The organism is Rhodococcus koreensis (assembly GCF_900105905.1).
Classification (GTDB): domain Bacteria; phylum Actinomycetota; class Actinomycetes; order Mycobacteriales; family Mycobacteriaceae; genus Rhodococcus_F; species Rhodococcus_F koreensis.
This window is the reverse complement of record NZ_FNSV01000005.1, coordinates 100783-118948: the sequence shown is the minus strand read 5'-3', so window position 1 is coordinate 118948 and position 18166 is coordinate 100783. Positions and strand designations below refer to the sequence as shown.

The 18166-nt window shown below is 64.4% G+C and carries 18 protein-coding genes and 3 pseudogenes; 15 read left to right on the top strand and 6 right to left on the bottom strand.

The window, feature by feature from the left end:
• The 5 genes from BLV94_RS04785 to BLV94_RS04770 all read left to right on the top strand — a co-directional run bounded on the left by BLV94_RS04785 (nucleotide 1) and on the right by BLV94_RS04770 (nucleotide 4149).
• Nucleotides 1–1047 carry a ferredoxin--NADP reductase gene (locus BLV94_RS04785; RefSeq protein ID WP_072946509.1) on the top strand — a complete coding sequence of 349 codons (1047 nt, stop codon included), beginning with the start codon at nucleotides 1–3 and terminating at the stop codon, nucleotides 1045–1047.
• Between the two features lie 110 nt (nucleotides 1048–1157).
• Nucleotides 1158–1289 (top strand): hypothetical protein, encoded by a 132-nt coding sequence (locus BLV94_RS51465; RefSeq protein WP_255315006.1) that lies wholly within the window; start codon nucleotides 1158–1160, stop codon nucleotides 1287–1289.
• Entirely contained in the window at nucleotides 1286–2071 is a 786-nt protein-coding gene (locus BLV94_RS04780; RefSeq protein WP_072946510.1) for an enoyl-CoA hydratase/isomerase family protein, read from the top strand. Before BLV94_RS51465 ends, BLV94_RS04780 begins: the two co-directional genes overlap by 4 nt.
• Nucleotides 2072–2167: 96 nt before the next feature.
• Entirely contained in the window at nucleotides 2168–3343 is a 1176-nt protein-coding gene (locus BLV94_RS04775; protein ID WP_072946511.1) for a thiolase family protein, read from the top strand.
• A gap of 5 nt (nucleotides 3344–3348) precedes the next feature.
• Nucleotides 3349–4149 carry an enoyl-CoA hydratase/isomerase family protein gene (locus tag BLV94_RS04770; protein ID WP_072946512.1) on the top strand — a complete coding sequence of 267 codons (801 nt, stop codon included), beginning with the start codon at nucleotides 3349–3351 and terminating at the stop codon, nucleotides 4147–4149.
• Between the two features lie 108 nt (nucleotides 4150–4257).
• Here BLV94_RS04770 and BLV94_RS04765 read toward each other — a convergent pair whose 3' ends face one another.
• The gene (locus tag BLV94_RS04765) at nucleotides 4258–5088 is read right to left on the bottom strand and encodes a mycofactocin-coupled SDR family oxidoreductase (protein ID WP_072946513.1); all 831 of its coding nucleotides are present in this window, start codon (nucleotides 5086–5088) and stop codon (nucleotides 4258–4260) included.
• A 575-nt stretch (nucleotides 5089–5663) separates the two neighbouring features.
• Here BLV94_RS04765 and BLV94_RS52020 point away from each other — a divergent pair.
• Nucleotides 5664–5755 (top strand): annotated as a pseudogene (locus BLV94_RS52020) (IS5/IS1182 family transposase); the annotation flags it as partial.
• Between the two features lie 44 nt (nucleotides 5756–5799).
• Here BLV94_RS52020 and BLV94_RS52015 read toward each other — a convergent pair.
• Both BLV94_RS52015 and BLV94_RS04755 read right to left on the bottom strand, forming a co-directional pair.
• A pseudogene (locus tag BLV94_RS52015) lies at nucleotides 5800–5886 on the bottom strand (IS5/IS1182 family transposase); the annotation flags it as partial.
• Between the two features lie 212 nt (nucleotides 5887–6098).
• Nucleotides 6099–6680, bottom strand: coding sequence for a TetR/AcrR family transcriptional regulator (locus BLV94_RS04755; RefSeq protein ID WP_072946533.1), 582 nt, complete (start codon nucleotides 6678–6680; stop codon nucleotides 6099–6101).
• Nucleotides 6681–6956: 276 nt separating this feature from the next.
• On the opposite strand from BLV94_RS04755, the gene BLV94_RS04750 reads away from it, so the two are divergent.
• The 4 genes from BLV94_RS04750 (at nucleotide 6957) to BLV94_RS52010 (ending at nucleotide 12205) form a co-directional block, all read left to right on the top strand.
• Nucleotides 6957–8411 carry an MFS transporter gene (locus tag BLV94_RS04750; protein ID WP_255315007.1) on the top strand — a complete coding sequence of 485 codons (1455 nt, stop codon included), beginning with the start codon at nucleotides 6957–6959 and terminating at the stop codon, nucleotides 8409–8411.
• Nucleotides 8412–9271: 860 nt separating this feature from the next.
• Nucleotides 9272–10720, top strand: coding sequence for a hypothetical protein (locus BLV94_RS04745; RefSeq protein WP_072946514.1), 1449 nt, complete (start codon nucleotides 9272–9274; stop codon nucleotides 10718–10720).
• Nucleotides 10720–11742, top strand: a complete 1023-nt coding sequence (locus tag BLV94_RS04740; protein ID WP_072946515.1) for a glutamate ABC transporter substrate-binding protein — start codon at nucleotides 10720–10722, stop codon at nucleotides 11740–11742. The genes BLV94_RS04745 and BLV94_RS04740 overlap by 1 nt, the downstream gene beginning before the upstream one ends.
• A gap of 112 nt (nucleotides 11743–11854) precedes the next feature.
• Entirely contained in the window at nucleotides 11855–12205 is a 351-nt protein-coding gene (locus BLV94_RS52010) for a recombinase zinc ribbon domain-containing protein (RefSeq protein ID WP_208613733.1), read from the top strand.
• Nucleotides 12206–12280: 75 nt separating this feature from the next.
• Here BLV94_RS52010 and BLV94_RS49900 read toward each other — a convergent pair whose 3' ends face one another.
• From BLV94_RS49900 to BLV94_RS04720, 3 genes and pseudogenes are all read right to left on the bottom strand, one after another.
• Entirely contained in the window at nucleotides 12281–12664 is a 384-nt protein-coding gene (locus BLV94_RS49900; RefSeq protein ID WP_208613689.1) for a hypothetical protein, read from the bottom strand.
• A 375-nt stretch (nucleotides 12665–13039) separates the two neighbouring features.
• Nucleotides 13040–13229, bottom strand: a pseudogene (locus BLV94_RS04725) (transposase); the annotation flags it as partial.
• Nucleotides 13230–13419: 190 nt separating this feature from the next.
• Entirely contained in the window at nucleotides 13420–14559 is a 1140-nt protein-coding gene (locus BLV94_RS04720; RefSeq protein WP_244163506.1) for an IS630 family transposase, read from the bottom strand.
• A gap of 128 nt (nucleotides 14560–14687) precedes the next feature.
• On the opposite strand from BLV94_RS04720, the gene BLV94_RS04715 reads away from it, so the two are divergent.
• The 5 genes from BLV94_RS04715 (at nucleotide 14688) to hadA (ending at nucleotide 18025) form a co-directional block, all read left to right on the top strand.
• Entirely contained in the window at nucleotides 14688–15038 is a 351-nt protein-coding gene (locus BLV94_RS04715) for a hypothetical protein (RefSeq protein WP_072946518.1), read from the top strand.
• A 43-nt stretch (nucleotides 15039–15081) separates the two neighbouring features.
• Nucleotides 15082–15456 carry a TetR/AcrR family transcriptional regulator gene (locus BLV94_RS04710; protein WP_072946519.1) on the top strand — a complete coding sequence of 125 codons (375 nt, stop codon included), beginning with the start codon at nucleotides 15082–15084 and terminating at the stop codon, nucleotides 15454–15456.
• A 240-nt stretch (nucleotides 15457–15696) separates the two neighbouring features.
• A complete protein-coding gene (locus BLV94_RS04705) occupies nucleotides 15697–16089 on the top strand; it encodes an Ig-like domain-containing protein (protein WP_244163505.1) in 393 nt (130 codons plus the stop codon).
• 576 nt (nucleotides 16090–16665) lie between these two features.
• Nucleotides 16666–17316: a TetR/AcrR family transcriptional regulator gene (locus BLV94_RS04700; RefSeq protein ID WP_074933598.1), complete on the top strand. Its 651-nt coding sequence runs from the start codon at nucleotides 16666–16668 to the stop codon at nucleotides 17314–17316.
• Between the two features lie 202 nt (nucleotides 17317–17518).
• A complete protein-coding gene (gene hadA / locus BLV94_RS04695) occupies nucleotides 17519–18025 on the top strand; it encodes a (3R)-hydroxyacyl-ACP dehydratase subunit HadA (protein ID WP_174705540.1) in 507 nt (168 codons plus the stop codon).
• Nucleotides 18026–18166 lie beyond the last annotated feature (141 nt).

Genomic DNA, 18166 nt, shown 5'->3' with positions numbered 1-18166 from the left:
ATGTCTGACAGCACGACTCACGATCTGGTCCTCTTGGGAAGCAAGCTCGAGGTCGCCGCGGTGTGTCGTGAGACTGCCGACGCGGTGTCCATCACCTTCGAGGTTCCCTCCGATCTGCACGCTGCGTTCGACCATCGTGCGGGACAGTTCATCACGGTGGCCGTGCCCTCCGAGCGGGTTCCACACGTGGCCCGCTGCTATTCCCTTTCGAGCCCGCCCGGACGCGGTACGACGATCACGGTCAAGCGAATCGAAGGCGGATACGCCTCCGAATGGCTTACCCGAAACGCGGAGCAGGGTGTCTGGCTTCAAGTGCTGCCACCCAGTGGCAGTTTCACCGTGCCCGACCCCGGCGCCGATGTTCTGCTTGCTGCAGCGGGCAGCGGCATCACCCCCGTCATGTCGATTTTGCGGTGGATGATGGAGTCGGGGGATGGTCGAGTCGCCCTGTTCTATGCCAATCGTGACCGCGAGTCGACGATCTTCGCGGCCGAACTCGAACGCATGGCACGGGAACATCCAGATCGGTTCTCTGTATTCCATTGGTTCGAGGAAGAAAGAGGATTGCCGAGCGCAGAGGCGATCTCGCAATGGGCCGACGAGCTTCACGAGGGTGACGTCTGGACGTGCGGTCCGGCACCGTTCATGGATGTCGTTGCCGCGGCGGTCATCCCGAACCGTCATCTTCACCGCGAGGAGTACCGCTCCCTCACCAATGACCCCTTCGAGCCGGAACCACCTGTCTCCGGGACCGATACTCCCGGAGACGAGGATGCTGCGAACGTCGAGGTTGAACTCGACGGCAAGACGCACCGGCTCGCCTGGCCACGCAAGAAGAATCTCGTCGAGGTGCTGCTCGAGCACGGAATCGAGGCGCCCCATGCCTGCCGGGAGGGCTGGTGCGGGTCCTGCACCGTTCATGTCGACAAGGGCGAAGTAACCATGGCCGCGACCGAAGGGCTCGATCCCGACGACCAATCCGATGGCTACGTCCTCGGATGCCAGGCGCTGCCCACGACTGACGACCTCAAGGTCACCTTCGACTAATCCACACCATTGCGATGCACTCCGAGCCGGATCCACGTCGACTCGGGGTCGACCGAACCCCCTTAGTCAGCGCGCAATCCCCGACTTCGAACACAACGGAGGCACAACGGATGCAGGTTCAGGGCAAGCCACCACTCGTGTCCGAGGGAGCCCGCGGCCTCATGGCCGCCATCATCGGCAGCCCGATTCTCGAGGGGGACACGATCCGTCTCGACGGTGCGATCCAGATGGCGCCGCGATGACGGAGGACGCCGTTCTCTATTCCGTCGACGACGGGATTGCCCGCGTGACGCTGAACCGGCCGGCCCGACGCAATGCGATCGACCTCGCGACGATGAAACTCCTGAGCGACCGAATCGAGCAAGCAGCGTCAGACACTTCGGTTGGATGCATCGTTCTCGGTGGCACGGGAGACAGCTTCTGCGCCGGCGGAGACCTGGGTGCGGGCATGGACGAAATCGTCGGTGCCGCCGACACGATGCTGAGGACCGCGGCACGCGCGGTATCAGGGCTGGTGCGCGCCCCACAGCCGGTGATCGCTGCCATCGACGGCCCCGCCGTCGGTGTGGGGGCATCATTGGCCCTTGCCAGCGATCTCGTGGTCGCGACCGTGCGGTCGCACTTCGTCCTCCCTTTCGCTGGATTGGGACTGATCCCGGACGGGGGCGTCACGGCGACCCTGGCTGCCTCCGTTGGGCGCATGAGAGCTATGCGGATTCTGCTGCGGCGCGAGCGCGTGACCGCTGACGACGCGCTGGCGGCGGGGCTTATTTCCGCGGTCTGCGAGCAGGCCGAGCTCGAGGCGACCGTCGCCGAGTGGTCGGTCGACCTCGCTGCCGGCCACCGGACCGCCATCACCCGGACGAAGGCCTTGCTCAACGAGTACGCCCTCACCGGCCTCGACAGCGCACTCCAGCGGGAGGCGAAGGAGCAGGCGGTCCGGCTCGCCTCGTCGGACTTCCGCGAAGCAGTGGAGGCGTTCACCGGGCGTAGTGTCGGCGCCGCGGGAACGGAGAATTCCTGATCAACCGCCACGTAAACCTTCGGTTTCAGCACCCGCCGCGTTCGGCCGCAGGACCGAAGACTGATTTAGATAACCCACCGAATTAGGGAGTCCGGCATGACCAGAGCCGTCATCGTCGACATCGTCCGCACCGCCTCGGGCAAAGGGAAGCCGGGAGGTGGGCTATCAGAAGTTCACCCGGTCGACTTGCTCTCCACCGTTCTCACCGCCCTCGTCGCCCGCACCGGAATCGATCCCGCGCTGGTCGACGACGTGATCGCGGGCTGCGTCAGTCAAACCCGTGACCAGGCCCTCAACATTGCCCGCACCGGCCTCCTCGTCGCCGGCTTCCCCGAATCCGTGCCCGGCACGTCGCTGGACCGCCAGTGCGGCTCCAGCCAGCAAGCCGTGCACTTCGCGGCACAGGGCGTCATCGCGGGTGCATACGACGTCGCCATCGCCTGCGGTGTGGAGTCGATGAGCAGGGTGCCGATGGGCGCAACGTCGGCTGGCGGTGAACCGTTCGGCCCGCTCGCGAAGCGGTTCCCGAGCCTGCCGAACCAGGGCATCGGCGCCGAGTTGATTGCATCGCGATGGAAGTTCGACCGCGAGAAGCTCGATGAGTTCGCTGCCCGTTCGCACCGCCTTTCCACCGAGCAGGCGGCCTCCGGCGGATTCGACAACGAGATCGTCCCGGTCGCGCTCCCGAACGGTGGCCAGCACACGGTTGACGAGACCGTGCGCGCGAACACGACCGCTGAGGGCCTCGCTGGACTCCGGCCGGCCTTCGAGGATCCGGCCATGGGCGAGCGCTACCCGGAGATCGACTGGGTGATCACACCCGGCAACTCCTCGCCGCTCACCGACGGCGCATCGGCAGCTTTGATCATGAGTGAGGAGAAGGCCAGCGCACTGGGCCTGACTCCCCGGGCTCGCCTGCACTCCTTTGCCGTCGTCGGCTCTGATCCGGAGATAATGCTGACCGGACCGATTCCGGCGACCGAGAAGGTGCTGGCCCGCACGGGCCTGTCAATCGACGACATCGATGCCTATGAGGTCAACGAGGCCTTCGCGCCCGTGCCCCTCGCCTGGGCCGCCGACCTCCACGCCGATCCTGCCAAGTTGAACCCGAGAGGTGGCGCGATCGCACTCGGCCACCCCCTGGGCGGTTCCGGCACCCGCCTCATGGCGACTCTCCTGAACCACCTCGAGGCGACCGGTGGCCGTTATGGCCTCCAAACCATGTGCGAGGGCGGCGGCATGGCAAACGCGACGATTATCGAGAGGATCTGAAAGAAATGACGCAGGTATACGGTGACTTGGGCCAACTCGAAATTACGAACGAGAACGGCATCTTCACCATTGAGATCGGGGGCCTCGACGGTCCCACACACGCGGCCTTGGGCAAAGTCTTCCGAATCGCCCACGAGTCGGACGCCAACGTCGTGGTCGTCACCGGCAAGGACCGGACGTTCCTCAACCCGAAGATGTACGACCAGGAGTGGCTGCACAGCCACGCAGGAAACATCGAGCGGAGTCTCCTCACCCTCAAGGAAACCGACGACCTCAACCGTGACCTCATTGCATGCGAGAAGGTGACGATCGCAAAGGTCTACGCCCCAGGCGCGCACAGCCTGGGCGCAGCGATCGCCCTCGGCTGCGACTTCGTCGTGGCTGCGGATGATGCGACCTTCAGCGACCCGCACATGGCGAAGTGGGGTAGCCCCCCTGGCGACGGCGGATCGGTGGTCTGGCCACTGCGAATCGGACTGGGGCGCGCTCGCGAGTTCCTCCTACTGGACCGGGTGTGCACCGCCAAGGAAGGCGTGGAGATGGGTCTCATCGACCGAGCCGTGCCAGCCGACCAGGTGGAGGCCGAAGTCGACACCATGGTGCAGAAGTTGCTGTCCTACAACCAGTTCAGCCTGCGGTCCGCGAAGAAGTGGTTGAACAACTATGTGCTGCACGCCCAAATGATGGTCGGAACTGGGGCACTGTTCGCCGAAGGCATGGCGGGCCGTGTGCAGTCCGCGCAGAACATCACCCAGAACTTCGACGAATACGGCAAGGAGCTGAAGGAGCGCAACTACGGCGCATGACCGCGTTCCGCAACGGCGCGAGCCCCGGGTGAAGGTTGGGTGTGGACCCGCCTCCTTCGTCCCGGGGCTCGTTCCTTTGGTCCGGGTTGCTGCCCGGGAACGGCCTCGTCAGTAGACAGTCGTACCGCCGTCGACAGCCATCGCGAGCCCGGTCGTCCACGTGGACTCGTCCGAGACGAGGTAGAGGATCGCGTTGGAGATCTCGAGGGGATCCATGAATGCGGGGTTGCCCTTCTTCCAATTGCTGTACATAGCGAGAAGCCCCGGGTTCTCTGCATCGAGTTCCTGGATGCCGCCGCCGGCTCGGTTTCCCAGCGGGGTGTCGACCGGGCCCGGGTGGATGGAGTTGGCCCGGATGCCGTGGTCTGCCAACTCCATGGCAAAAGTCTTTGCGAGAGCGGTGACGCCCGCCTTCGACGCGTTGTAGGGAGCTGCGAAGGGGCCCGCCTTCATGCCGTTGGTCGAGCTGACCAGGACGATCGAGCCACCGTTGCCTGCGTCAACCATCGCAGGAGCAGAGGCACGCACCGTATTCCAGACCCCCGTGAGATTGATGTCGATAGTGACTTGCCACTCGTCTTGGGAGTAGCCGTGCCAGTGATTGCCAATGGCAATTCCAGCATTGGCGATGATGGCGTCCAGCCGCCCGCCCAGCGTCGCTACGCCCTGCTTAACAACCTGTTCGAGTCGAGCAATGTCTCGCACGTCGGCCTTCTCGGCAACGATTCGACGGCCGGTTTTCTCCACTAGCTTGACCGTCTCGGCCAGGTCGTCCTCGGTGGTGCCTGGGTAGTAGCCCTCGAGCTGCGGGATCGTCTCGCAGATGTCCACAGCGATGATGTCGGCCCCCTCCTCGGCCAGGCGCACCGCGTGACTGCGGCCCTGTCCTCGAGCTGCGCCGGTGATGAAGGCAACTTTGCCTTCCATGCGTCCTGCCATCTTGACTCCTTTGTCGTGGCTGATGCTTCTCGACCTACAGAAGCATCGCTGACCGCCACTACACGCCACGGTCACGGTGATTTATTCATACAGATATTACCTATTCATACAGCATGTTCTTATCTGAACAAAGCGCAGAAATTTTTGCTGGTCCGCTTGGGGCGCTTGGGTAACCTCGGCTGCCGCGCTTGGCTCCCATCGGACCTGGATGGTTGGTCTACCTTTCGGTGGATGGGTCCGCAATCTCTAGCGTGCGGTTGATGCGGACACCCCTTGCTCCCCGCCGGCCGCGCCTAGCGATGCCGAACTGCTCACCTTGAGGTCGGGACAGCGCTGGTCGATGAGGGACACGCGCACGATGCTGCAACCATTGGTGGCAGCGATTCCGAACACTCTCGCCCGGTGCACGTCGTAGAAACAGACTCGGACGCTCCCCGGCCCGCTGCGCTCCCCATCCCGCACCCAGGCACATGGGTGCTCGCCCCGGTCGCGCCCAAGACTCGATGCGACGGAGACGGTGTGTGGGCGGGTCGCGATCGATCGATGCCTCGTTCGCGCAGCCGCCGTCGGTACCGGCAGCGATCCTGGACGCGGCAAGCGTGCGGACGAAAAGGTTTGGCTTACTGACGGATCCGAGCTGGTCGACCGCGGTAAGAAGGGTCGGCGAAGTGTTCGCCGTGGCGCTCGTAGCGGATGGTCATGCGCCGGTCGCCGGTGAGCCGGGCGCATGGTGCGTTCGATCGTCCCTCGGTACCGGCCGAGGCGATCGTTTCGCTCGATGCCGCGGCGGGTGATCCGCGACAACTCATCTATGACGCGTCTCCGCTACGAAAGGCATGACAATCGGGCACCATCACAAACATACCGACGCCCCCGGAATCAACGAAGAGCTCGCTGCGCTGGAAATTGCAGGAAGGGACCGGACCAGATGGCCGCAAATGGCCACGATCAACACCCGATTCCGCAGCAACTACTAAGGCTCGGTCATTCCACACGAATATACGCAATGATCATCGCGAGACCCTTGGTCGCAAACCGTCGATGAGGAGGTCGAGAAGCCGCAGTGCGTGAACGGAATCATCTGCTGCGTAAGAGATGCCACCGATTACCCGCAACACGTCCAGTGCATCGACGTCGGCGCGCAGGGCCCCAGCGGCATTGCCTTCCCGAAGTAAGGCCTCCAGTGCATCGGTCAACCGTTGTCGAGTCTCCACTCGAAAATCGTCGTCGGCTGACCATACTGATTGCAATGCCTCGGCCATCCCGCGTTTGCTCACCAGAAATTCGACCAGCTGGCCCGCCCAAGCCCTGAACGCTTCCACGGGAGATTCCATAGATTCGACCAAATTAGTTGCTGTATAGCATATTTCGGTCACTGTACTTCGGTACACCGCTTCAACTAGCTGCTCGCGGGTCGGAAAGCGACGATAGAGAGTACCGATTCCGACTCCGGCCTCCTCGGCGATGGCCTTGAGTGACGCGTCGGTGCCGTGTAGGGAGAACATCCGACCGGCGGCGGCGACTAGTCGATCGTAGTTTTCCTGCGCGTCTGCCCGCAGCCGCGTTTCCGCGCCTCGTTGTTCGACTGCCATCGCTGCCGCCTCCTTTTCATGCGACGAGTGCATCCGCGCGTTGCAAGCGGAGCCTACTCCGGTTATCCTAGTTTATGCGGAGCAGGCTCCGGATATATTAAGAACTGATGTTCCCGACCCCCGCCGCCTGCTGCCTTCTCTCCACGGCGCTAGGAAGCTCGTAGAGGAACGAATCAGGTTCTGCCCACGCACGCTGCACCTAACAAGAACGGGGCGGTGCACATCGGAACACAGTTGATTCACTCCCATCCATTCATCCATCCAATCGGAGATGTCGTGTCAACCCTTCCTGTCGATACTGAATCAACAAAACCTCCGGCGACCAGCGCGATAGTGGCTACGCTGGCTCTCGCGGGCATTGTCGTCGCGCTAATGCAGACCCTGGTCATCCCGATCATTCCGCACCTACCCGAGTACCTCGACGCCTCAGCATCCGATACCGCATGGGCCGTGACCGCGACCTTGCTTGCCGCGGCTGTAGCCACGCCGGTGATGGGCCGACTCGGTGACATGTTCGGGAAGCGGCGAATGTTGCTGCTCAGCCTGGTACTGCTGGTCATAGGCTCGATCGTCGGGGCGTTGAGTTCGAGTTTGATTCCACTCATCGTCGGCCGCACCCTGCAAGGCCTGGCCTCCGGCGTCATCCCCCTCGGAATCAGTGTCATGCGTGACGTAGTGCCGAAGGAGAAACTAGCCGGCGCTGTCGCAGTCATGAGTGCTTCCCTCGGAGTTGGCGGTGCCTTCGGCCTTCCGATCGCCGCACTGATCGCCGAGTACGCCGACTGGCACTTCCTGTTCTGGACATCAGCAGTCCTCGGTGTTTTCGCGACAGCCCTAGTTACTCTCGTGATTCCAGAATCGCCGATCCGTACAGGCGGCACCTTCGATTACGTCGGAGCCGCAACCCTGTCAACCGCACTGATTACCTTGCTCCTGGCCATCTCGAAAGGCTCTGCGTGGGGTTGGTCCAGTGCTCTGATCCTTGCGCTGATCACTGTCACGATCCTGGCACTCGCGGCATGGGGATGGTGGGAGCTACGTACCACCCAACCGCTGGTAGATCTGCGCGTCTCGATGCGACGCCAGGTCCTACTTACTAACCTCGCGTCCATCGTCTTCGGCTTCGCCATGTTCGCTGCCACCATGGTCATGCCGCAGATCGTTCAGTTGCCCGAAGCCACCGGGTATGGCCTCGGCGGCTCCATGCTTACCGCCGGACTGGTCATGGCGCCGTTCGGCATGGTACTGCTCGTCGCAGCCCCGGTCTCCTCTCACCTCACCAACAGCTACGGCCCAAAGATCACCCTGATGATCGGGGCCGTCGTCGTCGCAGTTGGCTACGGAGTTGGCATCTTCATGCTGCACTCGATCTGGCAGCTGGTCGTGACTGGAGTGGTCATCGGTATCGGTACAGGCTTGGCCTACGGCGCGATGCCCGCGCTCATCATGGCGGCGGTCCCGGCCTCTCAGACTGGGGCGGCCAATAGCTTCAATACCCTTATGCGTGCTCTGGGCACGTCCTTCGCCAGCGCCATCGCTGGTGTCGTACTCGCGCAGATGACGACCATCATGGGCAACACCGCCATCCCAACCGAGAGCGCATTCCGCGTCATCATGGCCGTCGCTGCCGGATCGGCGATCGCAGCACTCGCGGTGGCTGTCTTCCTGCCCCGGCATCACCATGCACTTATAAGCAGCGCAACATCTGAGAGCACCATGGCAACGCATTGAGGCACGCGTCGAAATCCGCCGTACACTCGCTGTGTTCCTGCGGGTATACAGCAACGATTGATCGTGGATCAAAGACCAATTCGCCGACCGTAGCGATCGATGCTGCGCAGAGACGGTTAACGGGCAAACGCACCAATGTGCAGCCGAGCTATCATGCTGCCGCACATATCCACGGGCCCGTATGGTCAGCCGCCCTTCCGACCCGCAAGACCTAAGCGAAGCCATCCATGACGAAGCTCACTTTGTCGCCGATGAATCTGAGCGTGCTAGTAGGAAACCATGACTGCGGTTGCTACCGTGTGAACGGGATGACCGGTGTTGGGCGTCATGCAATGTAGTCGAGGTGCGTGTGTCACCGGCGGACATCCGCACGAGCACGATGCGATCGCGGAGTTTGCCGGCGTCACCGCTCGGGGAGCGCTGGTGTTTACCCGAATAGCTCGACGGCACGGTCAAGGGTGCCCGAGACAGCACGGCTCACGCGGGTCAGGCTGACCACGATCCTTGTTTTCTCGATGGACTTTTCGACTCGGTGCGTTACGCCGCTGGTCGGGCATGCCGATCCAGCCCTAGCCGCGGCGCCGAGGCCTATTGCTGTCACCTCGGTCTCTGAATGAACGCTTGCTCTCAGCAACAAAGGCTTCCAGCGCGTCTAGGACCGAAGGTACTAGCTCTAGTCACAAGCGATAGAGCGTGTGGAGGCGCCCATCGGGTTGTCTGCGGCTCCGAGAAGTACAGCTTGGCCGAGACCCTCACGCAGGATGACCTCGCCTAGCATGGCGCTCGAGGTACCCTGGCCGTCTCGTTCACCCGCCGCACCGCGGTGTGCTGGTTTCCTACGGTGTCTGTTTCCCGAGTCGGTGCGCCGCTCGGCACCGTCGGTGCACACTGAATTCAGCCCCGCGGCCCGGATCGGTGCTCTTACCGGAACGGCGGTGGCGGTGCAGGAGGACCGGATGTTCCACCGCGGCGAGCACGCCGTCACCGAAGCCCACACGCTCGACGAGGACCTGCTCGTCGAGCCCGTGGTCCGCTGCCGCCCGTGGGTCGAATTCTTCGCGTCGACGCCCGGGCGGCTGACCGTGCTGGGGATCGCGCTCATCGCCGCGGTCATCGCCGCGGGCGCCATCACCTCGGCGGCGGTCGGCGCGCGCCAACAGCGAGTCGAGACACTGCGCACCCACACCGAGCCCCTCGCAAACGCGGCCCAGGCGCTCTACAGCTCGCTGTCGATCGCCGACGCCGCCGCGACCACGTCCTTCGTCTCGGGTGGGGGTGGTGCCGAGTCGACGAGCGGCGCGGAGCAGTTCACCCAGGCGATCGGAGACGCGTCGAACGCGCTGGTCACAGCGACCAATGGAGTGTCGTCGCAGGACGCCGAATCGCTGGCACTGCTGTCGGATGTCGTGCGCAACCTCGCCGAGTACTTCAACCTCGTCGCAACGGCTCAGGCGAACGACCGGGCCGGGAACCCGGTCGGGGTGGCGTATCTGGCCGACGCGTCCGCGCTCATGCAGGCCACCATCCTTCCGTTGGCGGAGCGACTGTATGTCCACCAGGCCGAGGCGGTCGCCGAGACCCAGACGCACACGGCCCAGCTGCCCGCGGCCGCCTTCACGGTGACCGCGGCCGCACTTTTCGCCCTCGCCCTCGCCCAGCTGTACCTCATCCGGAAGAGCAAGCGGCGGTTCAACCCCGGTCTCGCTGTCGCCACCCTGCTCATGGCCGGACTGATGCTCTGGCTGATCGGCGGAAGCCTGGTGTCGACGTCGGCAAGCGAACACGCGAGAACCGAAGGTACGCAACCGATCAACGCGGTTGTCCGCGCTCGCATCCTGGCGCAGCAGGCCCGCGCCGACGAAACGCTCGCCATCCTGCAACGCGGGTCCGACACCCAGTCGGAAATCGACTACGCGCGGCGCTCCCAGGCATTGTCCGACGAACTCACCCGACAGCTGGAGAGCTCGCACGGTCGCGCCGCGGAGGAACATCTCCGCGAGGCCGTGACAGCCCGCGACGGCTGGCAGGCCGCGCACCGGGATATCGAGATCGCCCTCGAGCGTGGCGACTACTCGACCGCCGCGGCGATCGCCGCCGGATCCGGCTCGGGCACGTCGTCGGCGCAGTTCGCCGCCTTGGACGAGTCTCTCCGGGATGCGATCGGCCGACTCCGCGACGACGAGGCCGACGCCGTGACGGACGTCTACCGGTCGATGTCGTCGCTGGCGGTCGGTAGCATGGTTATCGGCGTGTCCTGCGGATTCGCCGTCGGCGGGGGTATTTGGCCGCGACTGAACGAGTACCACTGATGACACAGGTGAGGCTTCCGAGGCCGGGGGCGAGACCGCGTGCCCGGCACCTCGTCGGCGTGCTCGCCGTCGCCGTGCTCGCCGGCTGCGCCGCACCCGACCCTCTCACCCCGATGGTGTCGGGTACGTACACGACACGTCCGATGACGGACGGTGCGCAGATCATCTCGCCCACGGACAGTCCGCCGCCCGAGCCGCCGCCACTCGAATCCTGCGGGGGGCTTGCGAGCCTGCGTCCCGGTCCGCAGCCCCCGCCGGGGCAGATGCCGCCTGGCGGGTCACTTGCCGAGATCGCAGGGCGGGGCCGGTTGATCGTCGGCGTCGACCAGAACACCAATCTGTTCAGCTTCCGAGATCCGACCACGGGCACCCTGCAGGGGTTCGACATCGACATGGCGAAGGAGATCGCGCGGGACATCTTCGGCGATCCGACGAAAGTCGAGTTCCGGCTGCTCACCTCCGCCGGCCGGTTCTCCGCACTCGAGAACAACGACGTCGATGTCGTCGTCCATGCCACCGCGATCACGTGTGAACGCGCGCGACGCGTCGGCTTCTCCACCGAATACTTCCGTGCCTTCCAACGCATTCTGGTTCCTAAGGGTTCCGACATCACCGGCCCGGCAGACCTGGCAGGAAAACGGGTCTGCACTTTCATCGACACCACGTCGCTCGACACCGTCCAACGGGTGGCGCCCGACGCTACGATCGTCGCCGTCCGCGATTGGGACGACTGCCTCGTCATCATGCAGAAGAAGCAGGCCGACGCGACCAGCACCTCCGACACGCTCCTGGCCGCGCTCGTGTCCCAGGACCCGCATTTTCAGATCGTGGGACCACCGATGGAGGGCGAAGAGCACTGGGGAATCGGCGTCAACAAGTTCAAGGACGACCTCGTCCGGTTCGTCAACGGCACCCTCGAACGCATACGTGCCGACGGCACCTGGATGCGCATGTACGACCGATGGATAGCCGCCCCGCTCGGACCCGTCGCGGGCCCACCCCCGGCTACCTATGGAGATTGACGAGTAGACCTCAAGAGATTAGGTCCCGAACGTGTTGGGTGAGGTCGTGTGGGTAAACGCTGCGAAGGTGAGGATCAAGGTGCGCTCCGGCGGCGCATCCGACTATTGACCTCTGCCAGACAAACGTACGCCGCCTCCGTTCTCGAGCACCGGCACACAATACCGGGAGACCTTCGAGCGGGTCACTCGGCGCCTTGCCGATAACAAGCGATTCGCCTCTCGTAACAGTAGAATTCCCTCGCTGCTCCAAGGCCTGGCCGCGTGCTCGAACTGCGGATACGGCTACTACCGGACATCGACCCGCACCACGAACAGGAAGATCTACTACTACCGGTGCCTGGGTTCGGACGACTATCGATGCGAGGGCGGGCGGGTCTGCACCAACAAGCCGGTTCGCGCCAACTACCTCGACGACACCGTGCCTGGGACCACATCACCGGAATGCTCGCCGACTCCCAGCTGATCCGCACCGAGATCGACATTCGCCGAGGTAGCGAAACCCTCCGATCCCGCACTTGCGCAACGTAAACGGCTAGAATCAGCGCTGACCTAAGCCTGGTGTGGGATCGCCGCCATGATCGAGGCGTTCGGCGAGCACCTGGTCACCATCGACGAACTGCGTGCCCGCAGGCCCGACCTCCGCACCCGAGAAACCAACCTGCGTAACCAGATAGATGCGCTCGACGGCCAGCTCGCCGACCGCGACGCCTTCCTCGCGCTCGCCGCCGACCTCGAAGGATTCCTCACCCCGCTCCGCGACAAAGCCGAGGTCTCCACCGTCGAAGAACGCCAACGCGTGCTGCGGCTGCTGTTCAAGGACGTCCTGGTCGGACCAGACAAGGTCACCATCCGCCACCGCATCCCCATCCGCGAACGCACCGGCACGGAGACCGAACACACACAAGGCGGTTCCCACGTTCACCAGGTGATCGATCGGTCAGGGAGGTACCCAGCTGTACTCCGGCAGCATAACCACGGCTACGCCGCAGACCTTCGGCGCGGCCTCCTCGCCGGTCGAGACATAGGGCTTCGGAGTCGAAACCCGGGCCAAACAGCCCAGATTCCGTGCGCTGCATACCGGCCCGATATCCACCAGGTTTGAGCCGGCTTCGCTGTTGCGGAGCGTCCACCACTGGTTCGCTCAACGCTGTACCTTCCGACATTTCTCAGCGAGCCCGCACCGTCTGGTAGTCGCGGTACGAATTCACCTTCGTCGGGGCCGCTTGCCACCCTTGACCGTCGTTCCCCGGCAAGGGCTGCCCCCATCGTCTATCAGGCCGTTGCGACGACCCGAGGGAGATGGTCTCTCAGCACCTCTCGGCCAACCAAGGCCAGCCCGTTTGCGTTCGGCGCGCACCCAATTTGCGTAGGGTCTCAGAGCTGATTCCCAGGTCCCTGCCGGTGCACCCGGAGGTGTGACTCGGCTCGGACAGATACAGCGTGACGGCATCAGCCTTGAACTTCGCCAAGTACGCCTTCATGACCATCAGTGACATCACTTTCTCTGGAGCCTTCACGTCCCAGTGTTCATGATGTCTACGCTCAAGTGGGAACGCCCGCCCATCGTGTGCGTGCAGTCGCGATGCCAGCCAAGCGCGAGTGCGATGGCTGGGCTTGCCCAGGTACGATCCGGTTCTGTGGGGCACTAAGTGGTTGGGTTCATTTATTCGTCGGGGGTCATGCCGCTTGTCGGGTTCGGTCGTGGTGGTCGAGTCGTTCGAGGTGCCGGTGCAGGTCCGCGGTGGTGTAGCGCCACTTGAACGGCACAGCGGTGGCGTTGTACCGGTCCTCGAAGTCGAGCAGGCGCCGTTCGACATCATCGAGGTCTTCGAAATCGTTGGGCGAGAGGACCTTGCGTTGAATGATCGAGAAGTAGATCTCCACCTGGTTCAGCCAGGAGGCGTGCTTCGGGGTATGGACCATCACCGCGTTCGGATACCTCGCGGCCAACCGATCGATCGCGGCCCGCCCACGATGCGAAGACCCGTTGTCGACAACCCAGAACACCCGCTCCGCAGAGGCGTATGGCTCCTGGCTCATGACCTGGTCGACGAGGGCGGTGAACGGGGCGATGCCGGTTGTGGTTTCACATCGGCCGAACACCCGCGCGTGGTGGACGTCGTAGGCCGCCAGATATGCCAGTGCCCCACCGCGGCGGTAGTCGTGATTGACGCGCATCGGCCGGCCTGGGCCGGCCGGCTGCGTGGGATGGCAGCGCCGGCGGGCCTGGATGGACGGCTTCTCGTCCGCGGAGATCACGTACTCGTCCGCCCCCAGCTCGACGCCGTCGTACCTGCGGGCATAGAGATCGAGGACGACGGCCGCCTTGGTCTCGAACTGCTGGTCCCGGACAAAGATCCACGACTGGTACCGCCAGGGTTTGAGGACGTCCTGCGCGAGCCAGCGTCGGACCGTCGAGACCGAGGCGCTGATGCCGTCGATCAACAACTGCCGGGCCAACTCCGGGGCGCTCCACCGCGACAGGGGCAGCTCATGCTCGGTGGGAAGTTGACAGGCCCATGCCTTCACTGCGGTGACCTGCGACGGTGAATACCTCGGCGGGCGTCCCGAACGGGGCGCGTCGGTGAGTCCTTCGATCCCTCGGTGATAGAACCGGGCCCGCCACTTGCGGGCCGTGTCCACACAGACACCGAGTTCGGCCGCGATGTGAGCGTTCGAGTTGCCGTCGGCGGCCATCAGCACGATCAACGCCCGCAGCACCGTCCTCTGCGGTGTGCTCCCGGCCCGCACCCAACCATCGAGCACCTCGCGGTCGGTGCTCGTCAACACCACCCGGTACGGGCTCGCCATCACCATGATGCACCATCCGCCGGAAAACGACTTAGATCACTCACGGCACATACACCACACCGGCCACAGCAATCCCCGAGGCAACGACACGCCGGCCAGCACGAAAGTCACGCCGATCGGGCACCATCACACACATGCCGACGCCACCGGAATCGACGAAAAGCTCACTGCGCTGGAAATTGCTGGATCGGGCCCGGACCAGGTGGCCGCAACTGTCCACGATCAACACCCGATTCCGCAGCAACTTCGCCTACGTCGACGGCGTGCTGACCGACGGGACAGTGATCCCGCTGATGCGACTGCGGTACGGCGGATCCGCCAGCGTGTGGGGATTCGCGATCTACCTCGGCAGCAGCGGCAAGTACCAGGACTCGGTCCTGCCCAACGGAAACTTCGTCGGCAGTGTCGAGGACGCACTCGACTGCGCCTGTGGCCTGTACCTCGGCGACCCGACCGCCTGGCAACATCCCCCGACGAACTTATGAATCAGACCACTAAGCGCCCGGCGGACCCACGGCGTACGGAGGCATGGTGACCGGCAATCGGACGAGTGTGCTGCACTCGAATGCCGACGACGACGGCGGGGCGACGGGACTCAGCCCCCGCGAGCTGAGGAAACAACAGCGCATCGCCCTCTCCCGCGAGCAGATCTTGGACACCGCGGAGGAACTCTTCGCCGAGTATGGCTATCACGAGACCGGACTGAAGGATCTCGCGGCACGATGCGAGTTCTCGGTCGGGTCAATCTATGCGCCGAGGAGGTCTTATTGCGGTATGTGCGGGCTCAGACACTGGAGGCAGAGCGGAGCGCGCCGCAGTCGATGCCTGCGGACGACCGCCTCATTGCGCTCGCCGAAATGCAGATGGAGCACATGCATCGACACCCCACTTGGAGCGCCGTGAACGCCGATGCTCTGCGCATCGCGATGATCAGGGGCGCTGTGCTTCCCGAAGGTTTTAAATTCAGCAGCCCGGGCGGCCGCGAAACATCTGATGCGTGGTCGTCCGCTTCGCGTTCCCCACAGCGCGAATCGAAGGAGTGCGGTCATGATTACATCAGTGGCGTCCCACCTGTCAGGTCGGGAGTCTGCAAACCTTGGCGTACCTCGTCGACGGAGGCCTGCGCGTCGGCTGAGGGCCGGAATGTCGACCCTGGGAGTCACCGCCGCGGCAATGATCCTGGTGGCTCCACCGGCCGCCGCTGCGACCATCGACACCACCACGATGGTCTCGATCCAGGGTATGGCTGCGACAACGTGTCCAGTCACCTTGACCGCACAGGTGTCACCCGCTTTCACCGGTGGGACGGTCCTTTTCAAGGAGGGCAATGCCACGCTCGGCACCGCTGCGGCGGTGACGAACGGAACCGCCAGTGTCCAGCACACCTTCAGCACGACGGGTGCGCATGTGGTGGTGGCAACTTTTAGCGGAGCAAGGGTTGGTGCGGACGATTTCAGGGCCTCCACGTCCGGAGCGCTGACCGTCACCGTCGCGACGGGACTGAATCTGGGCTCGATTTGCCTTCCCATCGGATGAATCGGGGTCGTCTGGGCCACTTTCTGCATGTCAGCGGTGGTACGGCGAGATGGTCGTGGCCTCGCAATCGCTGGACGCTTCCTGGCCAGAGGTGGGGGCGTCTCGCCCTTTCGCGGAGAGTTCAGACGGAGTACTGGCCCAGTCGCAACCCGATCGGTGTCGAGGAGGGGTTCTCCTTTCCCGATTCCGAACCGCGAGATCGTGCCTGCGCAATCGTTGTCGCCGAGACCCCGGTGTGCGCAGGAGACCCCAACCGGGTCGGGAACTGCGTGACCCGACGCCGTCGATTTCGATCACGTCCCTTCACATTGCTCGCATAGTCAACGGTGGCGGAAACCGGGACGCCAGCCGATCCACCAGGCTGTGCCCCGGGTGAGTCTATGTGCGCGGTGTCTGTGCGGCGGCCGCATCCTTCGCCCTCACCACGATCGACGGGTCCGCGGCCCCTGGCCCGTGTCTCGGCAGTGCGGGGTGCGGTCGCTCCGGAAGTCGATCTCGGCGAGCCGCAGCGCGACACCGGGGACGCACGGTGCTTGGTTCGTCACCTGATGGAGATCGGGCGCATACGATCCGGGGATGCCGAGGCTTCCCGCTGATGTGCGCCGTGGACAGCTCATCGACGCGGCGCGGGAGATCACCGCGCAACACGGTGTGGCCGCACTGACCATCCGCGGGGTGGCCGAAGCGGCCGGGGTGTCGCTCGGGGTGGTGCACTACCACTTCGAGGACAAGGAGGAGTTGCTCACCGAGATGGGGAAGAGTCTGATCCTCGAGGTCAGTGAGGCGATGCGGATGGCGTTCAGCCAACTCGTCGGACCCCTGAAAAAGCGCGGTGTCCCGGGACTGCGGGAACTCCTGTGCGCCGGAATCCGCGGCCTGTGGCCGATCATCGAGGCCACCCCCGATCAACAGTTGCTGACCTACGAGATCACCGCGCAATCCCTGCGGCAACGCGGCGCCGGCAACGACTCGGCGGGGGCGACCGCGGCCCGCCAGTACCGCACCATGGACACCGAGGCGGTCGCGTTCTTGAACCTGTGTGCACACCGGGCCGGTGTCACCTGGCGCACTCCGGTCGATCAGGTAGCGCGCTTCGCGCTGGCGGTGCTCGACGGGGCGGTGCTGCGCTGGCTCGTCGACCGGGACAGCGACGCCGCCCGCACCGCACTCGACGACCTGGTCCAGATCATCGCCGCCAAGGCACTCGAAGGGGAGGGCTCATGGTAGCCCCGAGCCGGGGGACGCACCGAAGTCCCTGTTACGGCGACCGGGTGGGGGGTTGCGGGCGGAGCCCCCTCCCGGCGACACGCCCAGGTTGTATTGCGCGACGCAAAACGAGGCAGTACCTTTCGGCGTCGCTGCGCAAGTCCGGGGAGCGAGACCCGAGGTGCGAGAGACCGTGACCAGCCCAACCGAGGTCGCGGCGGTGATGGCGGGCCTGATCGGCCGCCATCACCGGGTCACCGGCTACGAGGCCGGGCGGGAGAAGATCCGCGAATATGCCCGGGCCGTGCAGGATTCGCATCCCGCCCACTTCCGCGAAGACGCCGCCCACGAGCTGGGATACCACGGGCTGATCGCACCGGTCACGTTCGTCAGCATCCTCGGATCGCTCGCGGTCGAGGAGCTGTTCGTGCGGGTGCTGGTCGGTTACGACCTGAGCCAGATGATGCACACCGTTCAGCAGCTGGTTCTGCATCGGCCGGTGCGGGTCGGGGACCGGCTGGACTGCGATATCTGTCTGGAGTCGTTCCGGCAGATGGGCGGCACCGCCATCATTGCGACCAGGAACCTGATCACCGGCCAGCATGATGATCCGGTGGCCACCACTCGCACCACATTCGTCGCCCGCACCGGCGGGGTGGCCGATCCGGATCTGGCCCGGGCGGTCGCGGCGGTGATGATGCACAAGGCACCCGCGTCCCCGGCCCAGTAGTGGATTCAGGGAGGTTCCCTGTGGCCGGGTGCGCGGCATTCTGTGCCGCCGATGTGGGTCGCGCTCAGCTGGGTTCCTGCCGAACGGATGTCGATTGAACGGCGCGCGAAGTCGACGTTGACCGTGGACTGTGCGACGAAC

Coding starts and splice junctions, on each gene's coding strand:
- BLV94_RS04785 (WP_072946509.1), top strand. CDS start 1: ATGTCTGACAGCACGACTCACGATCTGGTCCTCTTGGGAAGCAAGCTC.
- BLV94_RS51465 (WP_255315006.1), top strand. CDS start 1,158: ATGCAGGTTCAGGGCAAGCCACCACTCGTGTCCGAGGGAGCCCGCGGC.
- BLV94_RS04780 (WP_072946510.1), top strand. CDS start 1,286: ATGACGGAGGACGCCGTTCTCTATTCCGTCGACGACGGGATTGCCCGC.
- BLV94_RS04775 (WP_072946511.1), top strand. CDS start 2,168: ATGACCAGAGCCGTCATCGTCGACATCGTCCGCACCGCCTCGGGCAAA.
- BLV94_RS04770 (WP_072946512.1), top strand. CDS start 3,349: ATGACGCAGGTATACGGTGACTTGGGCCAACTCGAAATTACGAACGAG.
- BLV94_RS04765 (WP_072946513.1), bottom strand. CDS start 5,088: ATGGCAGGACGCATGGAAGGCAAAGTTGCCTTCATCACCGGCGCAGCT.
- BLV94_RS04755 (WP_072946533.1), bottom strand. CDS start 6,680: ATGGCAGTCGAACAACGAGGCGCGGAAACGCGGCTGCGGGCAGACGCG.
- BLV94_RS04740 (WP_072946515.1), top strand. CDS start 10,720: ATGACACAGGTGAGGCTTCCGAGGCCGGGGGCGAGACCGCGTGCCCGG.
- BLV94_RS04720 (WP_244163506.1), bottom strand. CDS start 14,559: ATGGTGATGGCGAGCCCGTACCGGGTGGTGTTGACGAGCACCGACCGC.
- BLV94_RS04715 (WP_072946518.1), top strand. CDS start 14,688: ATGCCGACGCCACCGGAATCGACGAAAAGCTCACTGCGCTGGAAATTG.
- BLV94_RS04710 (WP_072946519.1), top strand. CDS start 15,082: ATGGTGACCGGCAATCGGACGAGTGTGCTGCACTCGAATGCCGACGAC.
- BLV94_RS04705 (WP_244163505.1), top strand. CDS start 15,697: ATGTCGACCCTGGGAGTCACCGCCGCGGCAATGATCCTGGTGGCTCCA.
- BLV94_RS04700 (WP_074933598.1), top strand. CDS start 16,666: ATGCCGAGGCTTCCCGCTGATGTGCGCCGTGGACAGCTCATCGACGCG.
- hadA (WP_174705540.1), top strand. CDS start 17,519: ATGGCGGGCCTGATCGGCCGCCATCACCGGGTCACCGGCTACGAGGCC.